This is a genomic window from Streptomyces sp. NPDC032745, from assembly GCF_055579465.1.
Genome location: NZ_JBVING010000004.1, coordinates 545,986 through 561,285, shown reverse-complemented (window position 1 = coordinate 561,285; position 15,300 = coordinate 545,986). Strand labels below are relative to the sequence as shown.

Here is a 15,300-nt window from a genome sequence, read left to right as displayed (position 1 = left end):
TGTTCCGGGGCCATTGACCCGTTTCCGTTGTTAGTCTCCTCGGGTGAATCCCCGTGATGTGGAACCCCGGCTGCTGCGCGGGTTCGTCGCCGTGGCCGAGGAGTTGCACTTCACCCGCGCCGCCGCCCGCCTGTACGTCGCCCAGCAGGCGCTCAGCCGGGACGTGCGGCGCCTCGAAGCGGCCCTGGGCGCAGTGCTGTTCGTACGGACGACCCGCGCCGTCGAGCTGACCGCCGACGGCGAGCGGCTGCTGCCGCCGGCCCGGCGCGTGCTGGCCGCGCACGAGGCGCTCGCCGCCGCCTTCGCCTCCGCGGGCCCCCGGCCGCTGCTCGTGGATCTGAACACCGACGGGCCGAGCACCGCCCGTACGGTGCTCGAGCGGGCCCGGGAACTCGCCCCGGACTGCGAGCTGATGGCCCGCTTCGAGAGCGGGCTCACGTACGCCGCCGCCGAGGTCGCCGCCGGGCGCCTCGACGTGTCCTTCGGGTACGCCCACGGGCTGGACCCGGCGCTGCGGGCCCGCCTCGCGCACCGGCCCGTACGGTACGAGCCGCTCGCGGTGCTGCTGCCCGACGGGCATCCGCTGGCCGCGCGGGCCGAGGTACCGCTCGATGCGCTGGCCGGGGAGACCGTGTACGCGGGGGCCGGCAATCCGCGGACCCTGGAGTGGACCGGGCTCGCCCGCGAACTGTTCGCCGGGCGCGGCATCGCCATGGCACCGCCCGCACCCGTGGCGATGGGGAAGGAGGAGTTCCGCCGGGTCATGGCCAAGACCCGCAATCCGGTGCTGGTCACCGTGGACTTCCTCGACCTGCCCGGGTGCGTGAAACGGCCGCTGGTCGAGCCGCTGCCGCTGTCCCCGCTGTCGATGGTCTGGCGCAAGGGCTTCAGCCACCCCGGGCTCGACGCGCTGCATCAGGCAGCGGCCGGGATCGCCGCCGAGCGCGGCTGGCTGGACGTGCCCCCGGAGGGCTGGCGACCCGCCGCGCTCACAGGCGCCCGCGGCGGCGGGTGAGTGCAAGGTTTCCCACCGGTCATCCGGCGGGGACCGGGGCCGAAACGCGCCGTTCCTACGGTCGTCACCACGGACGCGACAGCTGTGGAGGCGTGTGATGACCAGTACGACCGCACCGCGCAAGGGGGGCCGCTGGATCGAGCGGTGGGAACCCGAGGACGAGACGTTCTGGAAGGAGTCCGGGGAACGCATCGCCCGCCGGAACCTGCTCTACTCCGTGCTCTCCGAGCACATCGGGTTCTCCATCTGGTCCCTGTGGTCGGTGATGGTCCTCTTCATGGGCCCCGCGTACGGGATCGACCCGGCCGGGAAGTTCTTCCTCATCGCGACGGCGACCTTCGTGGGCGCCCTCGTCCGGGTGCCGTACACCTTCGCCGTCGCCCGGTTCGGTGGCCGGAACTGGACCGTCGTCAGCGCCCTCCTGCTGCTCGCGCCGACGGTGGCCGCGCTGGTCGTCATGGAGCCCGGGACCTCGTACGGGACCTTCCTGGCGGTGGCGGCACTGACGGGCGTGGGTGGCGGGAACTTCGCCTCCTCCATGACCAACATCAACGCCTTCTTCCCGCTGCGCAAGAAGGGCTGGGCGCTGGGCCTGAACGCGGGCGGCGGCAACATCGGCGTGCCCGTCGTGCAGCTCATCGCCCTGCTGGTCATCGGCACCGCCGGGGCCGGACACCCGAGGCTGCTGCTCGGCGTCTACCTGCCGCTGATCGTGGCCGCGGCCGCGCTGGCCCTGCTGCGCATGGACAACCTGGCTCCCGTACGCAATGACGCGGGCGCCGTCCGCGAGGCGGCCCGGGACGCCCACACCTGGATCATGGCCTTCCTCTACATCGGCACCTTCGGGTCCTTCATCGGGTACAGCTTCGCCTTCGGGCTCGTGCTCCAGACGCAGTTCGGCCGCACCCCGCTGCAGGCCGCCTCGCTCACCTTCATCGGGCCGCTGCTCGGCTCGCTGATCCGCCCCGTCGGCGGCGCCCTCGCGGACCGGTTCGGCGGGGCGCGGATCACCCTCGCGACCTTCGTGGCGATGGCCGCCGCGACCGGGGTCGTCGTCTACGCCTCCGGCCAGAAGTCGCTGCCCGTCTTCCTCGTCGGCTTCGTGGCCCTGTTCGTGCTGAGCGGGCTGGGGAACGGTTCCACGTACAAGATGATCCCCGGCATCTTCCAGGCCAAGGGGCTGGCGCGGGGCATGGACGCCGAGGCCGCGGCCGCGTACGGGCGCCGGCTGTCGGGGGCCTCCATGGGGCTCATCGGCGCGGTGGGCGCACTCGGCGGACTGGGCATCAACCTGGTGTTCCGGGAGGCGTTCTCGACCTCCGGTTCCGGGACGGCCGCCTTCGTCACCTTCCTCGGCTTCTACGCGGCGTGCTGCGCGGTGACGTGGGCGGTATACCTTCGCCGGCCCGCCCCCGCGGCGCTCCCGGCGGCCGGGGCCGCGGCGAAGCCGCAGCTCACCTCGGTGTAACGGCGGTTTACGGATACGAAATACGACGGAACCGAGCCTGACACGCCGACTTGACAGGCTCGGTCCCGTTCACGTGACACGTGATCGCGCGATGTGATAACGACCCACTGGGCAAGGCAGGTCACCATGGACGACACGCACACCGGCACCGCCCCGACGGCGGGCCCGCTGGCGGGATTCACCGTGGGAGTCACCGCAGCCCGGCGGGCGGACGAGCTCATCGCCCTGCTGCGCCGGCGGGGCGCCACCGTCCTGCACGCCCCGGCCCTGCGGATCGTGCCGCTGGCCGACGACAGCGAACTGCTCGCCGCCACGAAGGAGCTGATCCACTGCGCGCCGGACACGGTGGTCGCCACCACCGCGATCGGATTCCGCGGGTGGATCGAGGCCGCCGACGGGTGGGGCATCGGAGAGGAGCTGCTCGCGCGGCTGCGGGCCGCCGAACTGCTGGCGCGCGGACCGAAGGTGAAGGGCGCCGTCCGGGCCGCCGGGCTGGTGGAGGCCTGGTCCCCGGAGTCGGAGTCCCTCGCCGAGGTGCTCGACCGGATGCTCACCGCCGGGGTCGCCGGGCGGCGCATCGCGCTCCAGCTGCACGGGGAACCGCTGCCCGGGTTCGTCGAGGCGCTGCGGGCCGGCGGGGCCGACGTGGTCGTGGTCCCGGTGTACCGGTGGATGGCCCCGGAGGACCTCGGGCCGCTGGACCGGCTGCTGGACGTGGTGGCCTGCGGCGGGGTCGACGCGGTGAGCTTCACCTCGGCTCCGGCGGCCGCCTCAATGCTGTCCCGGGCGGAGCAGCGGGGGATGGCGGAGGCGGTGCTCGCAGGGCTGCGGGGGGACGTGCTGTCGGCGTGCGTGGGGCCGGTGACGGCGCTGCCGCTGCAGGCGCGGGGGGTGGACACCGTGCAGCCGGAGCGGTTCCGGCTGGGCCCGCTCGTGCAGCTGCTGTGCCAGGAGCTGCCGGGGCGGGCCCGGGTGCTGCCGGTGGCGGGACACCGGGTGGAGATCCGGGGGCACGCGGTGCTCGTGGACGCGGAGCTGCGGCCGGTGCCGCCGGCGGGGATGGCCCTGCTGCGGGCGCTGGCGCGCCGGCCGGGGTGGGTGGTCGCCCGGCCGGAGCTGCTGCGGGTGCTGCCGGGGGCGGGGCGGGACGAGCACGCCGTGGAGACGGCGATGGCGCGGCTGCGGGGGGCGCTGGGCGTGCCGAATCTCATCCAGACGGTGGTGAAGAGGGGGTACCGGCTGGCGCTGGACGCGGGGGAGTGCCACACGGACTCCGCCGGCTGAACGGGGCCGCCGGCGCGCCGCCGCTGCCGGGGCTCCGCCCCGGACCCTCCTCCCCCCGGACTCCGCCCCGGGTCCTCCCCCCGGACTCCGCCCGGGGGGAGGACCCCACGCCTCGAACGCCGACGGGGCTGGATGCGGGCCCGCGCCGCGAACGCGGGCGGGCTCGGGTCGGACCCGGCGCCCCGAACGCCGGCGGGGCTGGGCCGGCCGCGGGGCTGGATGTCGCGGGCGGGGTTGGTTAGCGTGCCCTGGTGATCATTGACGGGGTGGAGATGCGGGGCGTCGAGGTCGGGGACGCCGGGGGGCTGGCCGACGTGCTGACGCGGAACCGGGCGTACATGGCGCCCTTCGAGCCGTGGCGGTCCGAGGTGTTCTTCACCAAGGAGGGCCAGGCCGCCCGTATCGAGGCGCTGCTCGCCGAGCGCGACGGCGGGCGCCTGGCGCCGTACGTGCTCGTCGAGGCCGGCACCGGCGCGCCCGTCGGGATGATCAACCTCGGCAGCATCTCCCTCGGGCCCTTCCGCAGCGGCGGCGTCGGCTACTGGGTCGACCAGGCCTGGGCCGGCAAGGGGCTGGCCACCGCCGCCCTGGAGGAGGTGTGCCGGATCGCCCGCGACGAGCTCGGGCTGCACCGCGTCGAGGCCGGGACCCTGGTCGACAACGTGGCCTCGCAGCGCGTCCTGGCCAAGGCGGGGTTCGAGCAGTACGGGCTCGCACCCCGCTACCTGCACATCGACGGCGCCTGGCGCGACCACCGCCTCTTCCAGCGCCTCCTGCACGACGACCCGCCCCTCTAGAGGACTTCCTGGCCCCCGTACGGGGGGTTCCGCATCGAAGCGGCGCGCGGCACTCTGAGAGGCACGCCCCCACGGGGTGTCCGGCGCAAGAGGCGGTGACGGGCATGTGGTTCGACTCCGGGCGGGTCTGCCTGGACCTGGTGGCCACCTTCGCCGCCCCCGCGGGCGCCGAGGAGATCCAGGACGGCGACGAGCTCCGGCTGTGGCTCGCCGGAGCCGGGCTCGTGCCCGACCGGACGCCGATCGCCAGGGTGGGCCCCGACTGGGTGGAGGCCTTCCGGGCCCTGCGCTGCGACGTGGGGAGCCTCGTACGGGCCGAGCTCGCCGGGGCCGGTCCCGACGAGGGCGCGCTGGCCCGGGTCAACGCGCTGGCGGCCGGTCCACCCCCGGGACTGTGTGCCGTACAGGACCAAGAGGGACACCTCGTACGGGAGTTGTGCGGCGGTGTGGAGTGCGGTGCACTGCTCGCGGCCGTCGCCCGGGACGCGGTGGAACTGCTCACCGACCCCGGCGAGCGGGCCCTGCTGCGGTCCTGCGAGGGGGACGGCTGCACCCGGGTCTACCTGGACACTTCGCGCGGGCACCGGCGGCGCTGGTGCTCCAGCGAGCTGTGCGGCAACCGCGAGCGGGTCGCCCGGCACCGCCGCAGGGTCCTCGCGGCACGCCCCGGGTAGCGGCCGGGAAGTGATCTTCGCCCGGTCACCGGAACGGGCGTGCGGACAGGGTGCGGATTCGCGTACGGTTGACGGTCGCCCATGCACGTCAGAAGGGGGCCTTGGTGGCCGCGCAGAATGCCGCTGTCGACAGCACGGCGGATTCCGTCCGCGATCGGGAGATCGCGGTCGAGCAGACGCATCTGGACCAGGTGTACCGCCGCCTCGAGGAGAAGATCGACGAGGCCGAGTTCCTGATGAACGACGCGGCCAAGCGCGGTCAGGTCGGCACGCCCGGCGCGCTCGCCGAGCGCGACGCACAGGTCTTCCGGGCAGGCATCCACCTGAACCGGCTGAACAACGAGTTCGAGGACTTCCTCTTCGGCCGGATCGACCTGGTCCTCGGCAAGGACGGGGAGCGCGGCCCGGACGGCGCGTACACCTCCGTCCAGCCGGCCGACGACGCGATCCGCGAGGACCTCACCGCCGACATCGCCGAGACGCTCCACATCGGGCGCATCGGGGTGCTCGACGCCGACTACGCGCCGCTGGTCATCGACTGGCGCGCGCCGGCCGCCGCGCCGTTCTACCGGTCCACGCCCAAGGACCCCGGCCGGGTCGTGCGGCGCCGCGTCATCCGCTCCAAGGGCCGCAAGGTGCTCGGCGTCGAGGACGACCTGATGCGCCCCGAAATCACCGCGTCCCTCGACGGCCGGGAGCTGCCCGCCATCGGCGACGGCGCCCTGATGGCCGCGCTCGGGCGGGCCCGTACGCACTCGATGCGGGACATCGTCTCCTCCATCCAGGCCGAGCAGGACATGGTGATCCGGGCCCCCGCCGCCTCGGTCGCCGAGGTCGCGGGCGGGCCGGGCACCGGCAAGACCGCCGTCGCCCTGCACCGCGCCGCCTACCTGCTCTACCAGGACCGGCGCCGCTACTCCGGCGGCATCCTGATCGTCTCGCCGACCCCGCTGCTCGTCGCGTACACCGAGGGCGTGCTGCCCTCCCTCGGCGAGGAGGGCCAGGTCGCCATCCGGGCGCTCGGCTCGCTGGTCGACGGCGCGGAGGCGACGACGTACGACGAACCGGCCGTGGCCCGGATCAAGGGCTCGTCCCGGATGCGCAAGGTGCTCCACAAGGCCGTACGGGGCGCACTGGAGCTCGGCAACGCCCCGGAGCGGCTGCGGGTCGTGGCCTTCGGGCGGCGCCAGGAGCTGGAGGCCGACGAGCTGAACCGGATCCGGCAGAACGTGCTCAGCGGCACCGCGCCGGTGAACCTGCTGCGCCCGCGCGCCCGCAAGCTCCTCCTCGACGCCCTGTACGCGCGGTCCGGCGGGGCCGGCCGGCACAGCGATCCGGAGCTCGCCGCCGAGCTGCGCTCCGCGTTCGACGAGGACATCTCCACCGAGGACGCGTTCATCGACTTCCTGAACGCGTGGTGGCCCGAGCTGACCCCGCGCGGGGTGCTGGCCTCGATGGCCGACGAGCGCCGGCTCGGGCGCTGGTCGCGGCGGGTCCTGAACCCGCGCGAGACCCGCCAGCTGGCGCGCTCGCTGCGCCGGGTGGGCCCGGACGGCAAGGGGCCGCTGTCGGTGCACGACGTGGCGCTGCTGGACGAGCTCCAGCTGCTGCTCGGCGCGCCCGCGCGGCCCAAGCGCAAGCGGCAGCTCGACCCGCTGGACCAGCTCAGCGGGCTGGAGGAGCTGATGCCGACCCGTGAGGAGACCCAGTGGGAGCGGGCGGAGCGGATCGCGGCTGAGCGCACCGAGTACGCGCACGTGATCGTGGACGAGGCGCAGGACCTGACGCCGATGCAGTGGCGGATGGTGGGCCGCCGCGGCCGGCACGGCACGTGGACGGTGGTCGGCGACCCGGCGCAGTCCTCGTGGACGGACCCGGACGAGGCGGCCGCCGCCCGTGACGAGGCCCTGGGGTCCCGGCCGCGCCGGCGGTTCACCCTGACCGTGAACTACCGCAACCCGGCGGAGGTCGCGGAGGTCGCGGCGCGGGTGCTGCGGCTGGCGATGCCGGGCATGGAGCCGCCGACGGCGGTCCGCTCCACGGGCCTGGAGCCCCGCTTCACGGCTGCCGGGGCCGATCTGGGCGCGGCGGTCCGGGAGGAGACCCGGCGGCTGCTGGAACAGGTGGACGGCACGGTCGGCGTGGTCGTGGCCATGGACCGGCGCGCGGAGGCCGCGGGCTGGCTGGCGGACCTGGGGGAGCGGGCGGTGGCGCTCGGCAGCCTCGAGGCGAAGGGCCTGGAGTACGACGCCACGGTGGTCGTCTCCCCGGCGGAGATCGGGGACGAGTCCCCGGCGGGCCTGCGCGTCCTGTACGTGGCCCTGACCCGCGCGACGCAGCAGCTGACGGTGGTCTCGACCGGCCGCGACGAGCCCGACGCGGCGGGCGTACCCGCGCTGCTGAGGCCGTAGCGGGTGTCCGGCGGATCAGGGCCGGGCCCGGCCCTGATCCGCCGGACACCCCCTGGTCCTGGCGAACTCGCCCCGTACGACCGGATGGCTCGCAGCCAACGGCGTGGTGGGGCGAGGTCAAGCCCCTGGAGGGGGATCGCTTCCGGCGATCCTTTGTTAGCCTGGGTACGGCACCGACTCGATCCAAGCCCCCGGGCCCAACCTTCGTCGCTTAGAGCGACCACTTGCCGCGAGGCGAGCATGGCGGGTCGGTGTCATAGACGTTCATACAGGTCCGCGCCCCTCGGTCACCGAGGGGCGCGGACCTTTTTCGTACGCGGCTACGCTTCCCCGCACCCCGTCTATCTCGTATGGTGGAAGTGTCTTTCCGAAATTTGTAGCTGGTTACCTTGTACTGGCTGGTAGGTGGGACGATCGGACAACAGGTCCTGCCGCACCTGGTGTGCAGCGGGACCCTGTGTGTACAGAAGAACCAGGGACAGAACAGAGGAACACGGCCATGGCAACGGCGCCCAGCGTCTCGTACTCGATGACGGTCCGCCTGGAAGTGCCCGCGAGCGGAACCGCGGTCTCCCAGCTCACCACCGCCGTGGAGTCTTCCGGTGGGTCGGTCACCGGCCTCGACGTGACCGCCTCCGGTCACGAGAAGCTCCGTATCGACGTCACCATCGCCGCGACCTCCACCGCGCACGCCGACGAGATCGTCGGCAAGCTCCGGGGGATCGAGGGCGTCAGCCTCGGCAAGGTCTCCGACCGAACCTTCCTGATGCACCTCGGCGGCAAGATCGAGATGGCGTCCAAGCACCCCATCCGCAACCGCGACGACCTCTCGATGATCTACACCCCGGGCGTCGCCCGCGTGTGCATGGCCATCGCCGAGAACCCCGAGGACGCGCGCCGCCTCACCATCAAGCGCAACTCCGTCGCAGTCGTGACGGACGGCTCCGCCGTCCTGGGCCTCGGCAACATCGGCCCCATGGCCGCTCTGCCCGTCATGGAGGGCAAGGCGGCCCTCTTCAAGCGCTTCGCCGGCATCGACGCGTGGCCGATCTGCCTGGACACCCAGGACACCGACGAGATCGTCGCCATCGTCAAGGCGATCGCCCCGGGCTTCGCCGGCATCAACCTCGAGGACATCTCCGCGCCGCGCTGCTTCGAGATCGAGGCCCGCCTGCGCGAGGCCCTCGACATCCCCGTCTTCCACGACGACCAGCACGGCACCGCCATCGTCGTCCTCGCCGCCCTCACCAACGCACTTCGCGTGGTGGGCAAGGCAGTTGGCGACGTCAAGGTCGTCATGTCGGGCGCCGGAGCGGCCGGTACGGCCATCCTCAAGCTGCTCCTCGCGGCCGGAGTCAAGAACGTCGTCAGCGCCGACATCCACGGTGTCGTGCACGCGGACCGCCCCGACCTGGTCGACGCGGACGCCGACTCCCCGCTGCGCTGGATCGCCGACAACACCAACCCCGAGGGCTACACGGGCACTCTGAAGGAGGCCGTGGTCGGCGCGGACGTGTTCGTCGGCGTCTCGGCCCCCAACGTGCTGTCCGGCGAGGACGTGGCCGCCATGGCGGAGGGCGCGATCGTGTTCGCGCTCGCGAACCCGGACCCCGAGGTGGACCCGGCCGTCGCCCGCCAGACCGCCGCCGTCGTGGCCACCGGCCGCTCCGACTTCCCGAACCAGATCAACAACGTGCTGGTCTTCCCGGGTGTCTTCCGCGGTCTGCTGGACGCTCAGTCCCGCACGGTGAACACGGACATGATGCTGGCCGCGGCGAGCGCGCTGGCGGACGTCGTCGGCGAGGACGAGCTGAACGCGAACTACATCATCCCGTCGGTCTTCAACGACAAGGTGGCCGGCGCGGTCGCCGGAGCCGTCCGCAAGGCCGCCTCGGCGACCTGACGCGGGGTCCGGTCGACGCGGCGTCCGACAGGGCCCCGACGGGGTCCGGCAAGGGGCGTGAGGGCCGCTGTGACGGCCCTCACGGCTTGCCGGTCCCGGCGCGTCGCGAGATGCGGGCCCGCCGGGCCGCCTCTAGGGTTGCGGGGATGCCCGCGAGGTCCGCGGTCCGCATCCACCAAGTGCGGACGGAGCGTCACCGCGGCGTGACTGTGGCGCTTTTCGTGTGACCCTGGCGGGTGCCGGATTGGCTTTCCCGCCGCTGGTGGGGGCAGGATGCGTAACCGGGCGAGAGGGTCTGACGTTCAGACCCGGGTCCGGGGACTGTCCGAGGGCCCTGGCAGCATCGGCTTCGATCTCACGCCTCTAAGGCAAGTTGAACACGGGAGTACAACATGAACCGCAGTGAGCTGGTGGCCGCTCTGTCCGAGCGCGCCGAGGTGACCCGCAAGGACGCCGACGCCGTTCTGGCCGCGCTCGCCGAGACCGTCGGCGAGATTGTCGCCAAGGGCGACGAGAAGGTCACCATCCCCGGCTTCCTGACCTTCGAGCGCACCCACCGTGCCGCTCGCACCGCGCGCAACCCGCAGACCGGCGACCCCATCCAGATCCCGGCCGGCTTCAGCGTGAAGGTCTCCGCGGGCTCCAAGCTCAAGGAAGCCGCCAAGGGCAAGTAGTCCGCCCTTGTGCCGAGGGCCGCACAGGCCCCCGGGACGGCAGCAGTACGCAGAGAACGCCGAAGGGCGGCCACCCGGGTGGGTGGCCGCCCTTCGGCCTGTCCAGGGGCCCTTGCAGGGCCTTGGCGGGCCCTTGGCGGGCCGGCGGCGCGAGGTGCGGGCGCCTCCCTCGGGGGCGCCCGCCTCGAACACGCCTCGGAAAGCGCCTCAGACGAGGTCGCCGCCCGGGAGCTCGACCTTGGCTCCCAGCTCCACGAGCTTCTCCATGAAGTTCTCGTAGCCGCGGTTGATGAGGTCGATGCCGTGGACCCGCGAGGTGCCCTCGGCCGCGAGCGCCGCGATCAGGTACGAGAACCCGCCGCGCAGGTCGGGGATGACAAGGTCGGCGCCCTGCAGCTTCGTCGGGCCGGAGACGACCGCCGAGTGCAGGAAGTTGCGCTGGCCGAAGCGGCAGGCGCTGCCGCCCAGGCACTCCCGGTACAGCTGGATGTGTGCACCCATCTGGTTGAGGGCCGAGGTGAATCCCAGCCGGGACTCGTAGACCGTCTCGTGGACGATCGAGAGGCCCGCGGCCTGGGTCAGGGCCACCACCAGCGGCTGCTGCCAGTCGGTCTGGAAGCCGGGGTGCACGTCCGTCTCGAGCGCGATCGCGTTGAGCGGGCCGCCCGGGTGCCAGAAGCGGATGCCCTCGTCGTCGATCTCGAACGCGCCGCCGACACGGCGGTACGTGTTCAGGAAGGTCATCATCGAGCGCTGCTGCGCGCCGCGCACGTAGATGTTGCCGCCGGTCGCGAGCGCCGCGGAAGCCCAGGACGCGGCCTCCAGACGGTCCGGGAGCGCCTTGTGGTTGTAGCCGCCGAGACGGTCCACACCGGTGATCCGGATGGTCCGGTCGGTGTCCATGGAGATGATGGCGCCCATCTTCTGCAGTACGCAGATGAGGTCCTCGATCTCCGGTTCCACCGCGGCGTTGCTGAGCTCGGTGACGCCCTCGGCCAGGACGGCCGTCAGCAGCACCTGTTCGGTCGAGCCGACCGAGGGGTAGGGCAGGCGGATCTTGCAGCCGCGAAGGCGCTGCGGGGCCTCCAGGTACTGGCCGCCCTCGCGCTTCTCGATGGTCGCGCCGAACTGGCGGAGCACGTCGAAGTGGAAGTCGATCGGCCGGCCGCCGATGTCGCAGCCGCCGAGGCCCGGGATGAACGCGTGGCCGAGGCGGTGCAGCAGCGGGCCGCAGAACAGGATCGGGATGCGCGACGAGCCCGCGTGCGCGTCGATGTCCGCAACGTTCGCGCTCTCGACGTGCGTCGGGTCGAGCACCAGCTCGCCCGGCTCCTCGCCGGGGCGCACGGTCACACCGTGCAGCTGGAGCAGCCCGCGCACGACCCGGACGTCGCGGATGTCGGGAACGTTGCGGAGCCGGCTGGGTTCGCTGCCGAGCAGAGCGGCGACCATGGCCTTGGGCACGAGGTTCTTCGCACCGCGGACACGGATCTCGCCCTCGAGCGGGGTACCGCCATGGACAAGTAGTACGTCGTCTCTGTCTGTGCCGGTCATGAATCTCGCGTTCCGGAGAGGGGCTCCCCCGGCGAAGCCAGAGGAGGGTGGGCAGGGGGCCAGGGAAAAGGGTAAGGGGCACGACCCCCTTGTTCGTAAGGTCGACGCGGCCGTAGGACTGTCATGAATTAGCCACAACACCCTCAGTGCCCACCCCATGGCGGAGTGTTGCATTCCGCCCGTACCGGCCCCGCGCGCTCCTTCCTGCTGCCGTGCGCCCTGAGCTGCGTGCGATCCGATCCCTCCGCCCGCTCCCCCTGAAGGGCGAATGTGCGAGATCATGTCGGCATGACCGAGGTGTCCTCCCTCACAGGGCGGCTGCTCGTGGCCACCCCCGCCCTCGCGGATCCGAACTTCGACCGCGCGGTGGTTCTCCTGCTCGACCACGACGAGCAGGGCTCGCTCGGCGTGGTCCTCAACCGGCCCACCCCCGTGGGCGTCGGCGACATCCTGCTGCCCTGGGCGACGCTGGCCGGCGATCCGGGGGTCGTCTTCCAGGGCGGCCCGGTGGGCCTGGACTCGGCCCTCGGAGTGGCGGTCATCCCGGGCGAGGAGGGGCCACTCGGATGGCGCCGCGTGTACGGGGCGATCGGCCTCGTCGACCTGGAGGCCCCGCCGGAGCTGCTGGCCGCGGCCCTGGGCTCGCTGCGGATCTTCGCCGGCTACTCGGGCTGGGGCCCGGGCCAGCTGGAGGTCGAGCTCGGCGACGGCGCCTGGTACGTCGTCGAGTCGGAGCCCGGGGACGTGTCCTTCCCGGACCCGGAAAGGCTGTGGCGCGCGGTGCTGCGCCGCCAGCGCAGCGACCTCGCGATGGTCGCCACCTATCCGGACGACCCGTCGCTCAACTGACCCGCTCGGGGGTCGGTACCCTGGCTTTTATGAGCACTCTTGAGCCCGAGCGCGGGACTGGTACGGGGACCCTCGTAGAGCCGACGCCGCAGGTGTCCCACGGCGACGGCGACCACGAGCGCTTCGCCCACTACGTCCAGAAGGACAAGATCATGGCGAGCGCCCTCGACGGGACCCCCGTCGTCGCGCTCTGCGGCAAGGTCTGGGTGCCGGGCCGGGACCCGAAGAAGTACCCGGTCTGCCCCATGTGCAAGGAGATCTACGAGTCGATGGGCCCCGGCGGGGACAAGGACAAGGGCGGCAAGGACGGCAAGTAGTCCGGACCGTTCGGCCGGACCTCCGGTCCGTTCCCGGCAGGACTCCGCCGGGACCAAGGCCCCCGGATGCGCTGGTGCGCGTCCGGGGGCCTTTGCCGTGTCCGGGGGGAGGGCTAGGGTCTGCCGCAGCGCGGGCGCCAGGCGCGCCATGCGAAACGCGCGTTGCGCATCTTGCAACGCCCGGACGGTGGAGGGGCCGAGGCCATGCCCGAGTTGATTCCGGAGCCGCGGTACGCGCGATTCGCCCGCGACGCCGGCACGTGCGTGCTGGACGATCCGCTGCTCGACGTCGGCCCCGGCGCCGAGGGCACGGCCCGCTGGCTGCGCCGCGAGCTCGGCGCCGCAACCGGCTGGGAGCTGCCCGCGCCGACGGCGGGGGAGACGTACGGCGAGCGCGCGGTGATCCGGCTGGTGCTCCGCCCCGAGCTCGCGGGCAGCGTCGGCGCGGAGTCGTACGAGCTGCACGTCACGCAGCGGTGGGTGCTGCTCGAGGGCGCCGACCCGGCGGGCCTCTTCTACGCCGCGCAGACGCTGCGTCAGCTGCTCGGGCCGCAGGCCCACCGGCGCGCGCCCACCGCGCCGGGCCGCGACTGGCGGCTGCCGGTGGGAGGCGTCCAGGACGGGCCCCGGTTCGGCTGGCGCGGGATGATGCTCGACGTGGCCCGGCACTTCATGCCGAAGGACGGGGTGCTGCGGTACATCGACCTGCTCGCCGCGCACAAGCTCAACGTGCTGCACCTGCACCTGACGGACGACCAGGGCTGGCGGGTCGAGATCAAGCGCCACCCGCGGCTCACCGAGGTCGGCGCGTGGCGGCCGCGCAGCCGCTGGGGGCACCGGGCCTCGCCGCTGTGGAACGAGACCCCGCACGGCGGCTTCTACACGCAGGACGACATCCGCGAGATCGTCGCGTACGCCGCCGAGCGGCACGTCCGGGTGGTACCGGAGATCGACGTGCCCGGGCATTCGCAGGCCGCGATCGCCGCGTACCCGGAGCTGGGGAACACCGACGTCGTGGACACCGCCGCGCTGCAGGTGTGGGACGACTGGGGGATCAACGAGAACGTGCTCGCACCGACCGAGGCCGTACTGCGCTTCTACGAGGGCGTGTTCGAGGAGCTGCTGGAGCTGTTCCCGGCGGACGTCTCGCCGTTCGTGCACGTGGGCGGCGACGAGTGCCCCAAGGGGCAGTGGCGCGCCTCTGCGGCCGCGCAGGAGCGGATCCGGGAGCTGGGGGTGGACGGGGAGGACGGGCTGCAGTCCTGGTTCATCCGGCACTTCGACGGCTGGCTCGCGCAGCGCGGGCGGCGGCTGATCGGGTGGGACGAGATCCTGGAGGGCGGGCTCGCACCGGGGGCCGCGGTGTCCTCGTGGCGCGGGTACGCGGGCGGGATCGCCGCAGCCGAGGCCGGGCACGACGTGGTGATGTGCCCGGAGCAGCAGGTGTACCTGGACCACCGTCAGGCGGGCGGCCCCGACGAGCCGATGCCGATCGGGTACGTGCGCTCGCTGGAGGACGTGTACCGCTTCGAGCCGGTGCCGCCGAAGCTGTCGCCGGAGGCCGCGTCCCACGTGCTGGGCGCGCAGGCCAACGTGTGGACCGAGGTGATGGAGAACCAGGGCCGGGTCGACTACCAGGTGTTCCCGCGGCTGGCGGCCTTCGCGGAGGTGGTGTGGTCACGGCTGCCGGAGCCGGGGGAGCGGGACTACGCGGGCTTCGAGGCCCGGATGGGCGGCCACTACCGGCGGCTGGACGCGCTGGGCGTGGACTACCGGCCGCCGGGCGGGCCGTTGCCGTGGCAGCGGCGGCCCGGGGTGCTCGGGCGTCCGATCGAAGGGGAGCCCCCGAACGTGTGACGTGGGTGGGGGGTGGGCGGCGGCCGGTGGCCGGAACCCGTCCGCGCCCTTGCGTGCCCTTCCGCGCACCTCCCGTGCCCTCGCACGCCCCTTGCGCGGCGTTCGCGGGGGCCTCGTGGCGTCTCGCGCGGCCTCGCGGGGTGGTCGTGCCGTGCCCGAGCGGCTGCGGGCGGTGGACGCGCGGCCTCGTGCGGGCCCGTACGGCCTTCCGGACGGTTCGGCACTGTTCGGAATCCTTCGGACTTCTGCGGAACTCCGGAGGCTTCCGGGACGTCCTTCGTTCTTGGGGGTTGTCGGGAACTCTTGCTCGATTTCGGTGTATTCGGCGAATACTTCCGATTCGGTCGATTCGGTGGATACGGGGGAAACCGGACGGCCGGGAGCTTCAGGGGGCGCCCGCCGGACCCTCGCGCCGGGCGGTGGGGAAGATGTGCCAGAGTTGCCACGTCCCGGCGGTGAGCACGTACCGTACGGCGGACAGGCGTGAGCGCCGGGAC

At 72.9% G+C, this 15,300-nt stretch carries 12 protein-coding genes; 11 read left to right on the top strand and 1 reads right to left on the bottom strand.

From position 1 onward, the window contains the following. The first annotated feature begins 43 nt into the window (after positions 1–43). The 8 genes from ACZ5WG_RS13850 (at position 44) to ACZ5WG_RS13815 (ending at position 10,226) form a co-directional block, all read left to right on the top strand. Positions 44–1,015: a LysR family transcriptional regulator gene (locus ACZ5WG_RS13850; protein ID WP_468722974.1), complete on the top strand. Its 972-nt coding sequence runs from the start codon at positions 44–46 to the stop codon at positions 1,013–1,015. A gap of 97 nt (positions 1,016–1,112) precedes the next feature. Continuing rightward, positions 1,113–2,483 (top strand): nitrate/nitrite transporter, encoded by a 1,371-nt coding sequence (locus tag ACZ5WG_RS13845; protein ID WP_468722973.1) that lies wholly within the window; start codon positions 1,113–1,115, stop codon positions 2,481–2,483. A gap of 126 nt (positions 2,484–2,609) precedes the next feature. Continuing rightward, positions 2,610–3,767 (top strand): uroporphyrinogen-III synthase, encoded by a 1,158-nt coding sequence (locus ACZ5WG_RS13840; protein ID WP_468722971.1) that lies wholly within the window; start codon positions 2,610–2,612, stop codon positions 3,765–3,767. Positions 3,768–4,039: 272 nt separating this feature from the next. Beyond that, entirely contained in the window at positions 4,040–4,564 is a 525-nt protein-coding gene (locus ACZ5WG_RS13835) for a GNAT family N-acetyltransferase (RefSeq protein ID WP_468723063.1), read from the top strand. 104 nt (positions 4,565–4,668) lie between these two features. Next, positions 4,669–5,238, top strand: coding sequence for a CGNR zinc finger domain-containing protein (locus ACZ5WG_RS13830; RefSeq protein ID WP_030299976.1), 570 nt, complete (start codon positions 4,669–4,671; stop codon positions 5,236–5,238). A 104-nt stretch (positions 5,239–5,342) separates the two neighbouring features. Further along, positions 5,343–7,649 (top strand): HelD family protein, encoded by a 2,307-nt coding sequence (locus ACZ5WG_RS13825; RefSeq protein ID WP_468722970.1) that lies wholly within the window; start codon positions 5,343–5,345, stop codon positions 7,647–7,649. Positions 7,650–8,148: 499 nt separating this feature from the next. Further along, positions 8,149–9,552 carry an NAD-dependent malic enzyme gene (locus ACZ5WG_RS13820; RefSeq protein ID WP_468722969.1) on the top strand — a complete coding sequence of 468 codons (1,404 nt, stop codon included), beginning with the start codon at positions 8,149–8,151 and terminating at the stop codon, positions 9,550–9,552. Between the two features lie 392 nt (positions 9,553–9,944). After that, the gene (locus tag ACZ5WG_RS13815; RefSeq protein ID WP_030161324.1) at positions 9,945–10,226 is read left to right on the top strand and encodes an HU family DNA-binding protein; all 282 of its coding nucleotides are present in this window, start codon (positions 9,945–9,947) and stop codon (positions 10,224–10,226) included. 207 nt (positions 10,227–10,433) lie between these two features. Here ACZ5WG_RS13815 and murA read toward each other — a convergent pair whose 3' ends face one another. Continuing rightward, positions 10,434–11,780, bottom strand: a complete 1,347-nt coding sequence (murA, locus tag ACZ5WG_RS13810; protein ID WP_383519604.1) for a UDP-N-acetylglucosamine 1-carboxyvinyltransferase — start codon at positions 11,778–11,780, stop codon at positions 10,434–10,436. A 288-nt stretch (positions 11,781–12,068) separates the two neighbouring features. On the opposite strand from murA, the gene ACZ5WG_RS13805 reads away from it, so the two are divergent. The 3 genes from ACZ5WG_RS13805 to ACZ5WG_RS13795 all read left to right on the top strand — a co-directional run bounded on the left by ACZ5WG_RS13805 (position 12,069) and on the right by ACZ5WG_RS13795 (position 14,803). Beyond that, positions 12,069–12,629 carry a YqgE/AlgH family protein gene (locus tag ACZ5WG_RS13805; RefSeq protein WP_399252038.1) on the top strand — a complete coding sequence of 187 codons (561 nt, stop codon included), beginning with the start codon at positions 12,069–12,071 and terminating at the stop codon, positions 12,627–12,629. Between the two features lie 29 nt (positions 12,630–12,658). Continuing rightward, positions 12,659–12,946: a DUF3039 domain-containing protein gene (locus ACZ5WG_RS13800; protein ID WP_266666594.1), complete on the top strand. Its 288-nt coding sequence runs from the start codon at positions 12,659–12,661 to the stop codon at positions 12,944–12,946. 204 nt (positions 12,947–13,150) lie between these two features. After that, positions 13,151–14,803, top strand: coding sequence for a beta-N-acetylhexosaminidase (locus ACZ5WG_RS13795; protein WP_468722968.1), 1,653 nt, complete (start codon positions 13,151–13,153; stop codon positions 14,801–14,803). Positions 14,804–15,300: the final 497 nt, after the last annotated feature.

Bases quoted from the DNA above. Each gene is read 5' to 3' on its own strand.
- ACZ5WG_RS13845 (WP_468722973.1), top strand. From the start codon at position 1,113: ATGACCAGTACGACCGCACCGCGCAAGGGGGGCCGCTGGATCGAGCGG.
- ACZ5WG_RS13840 (WP_468722971.1), top strand. From the start codon at position 2,610: ATGGACGACACGCACACCGGCACCGCCCCGACGGCGGGCCCGCTGGCG.
- ACZ5WG_RS13835 (WP_468723063.1), top strand. From the start codon at position 4,040: ATGCGGGGCGTCGAGGTCGGGGACGCCGGGGGGCTGGCCGACGTGCTG.
- ACZ5WG_RS13830 (WP_030299976.1), top strand. From the start codon at position 4,669: ATGTGGTTCGACTCCGGGCGGGTCTGCCTGGACCTGGTGGCCACCTTC.
- ACZ5WG_RS13820 (WP_468722969.1), top strand. From the start codon at position 8,149: ATGGCAACGGCGCCCAGCGTCTCGTACTCGATGACGGTCCGCCTGGAA.
- ACZ5WG_RS13815 (WP_030161324.1), top strand. From the start codon at position 9,945: ATGAACCGCAGTGAGCTGGTGGCCGCTCTGTCCGAGCGCGCCGAGGTG.
- murA (WP_383519604.1), bottom strand. From the start codon at position 11,780: ATGACCGGCACAGACAGAGACGACGTACTACTTGTCCATGGCGGTACC.
- ACZ5WG_RS13805 (WP_399252038.1), top strand. From the start codon at position 12,069: ATGACCGAGGTGTCCTCCCTCACAGGGCGGCTGCTCGTGGCCACCCCC.
- ACZ5WG_RS13800 (WP_266666594.1), top strand. From the start codon at position 12,659: ATGAGCACTCTTGAGCCCGAGCGCGGGACTGGTACGGGGACCCTCGTA.
- ACZ5WG_RS13795 (WP_468722968.1), top strand. From the start codon at position 13,151: ATGCCCGAGTTGATTCCGGAGCCGCGGTACGCGCGATTCGCCCGCGAC.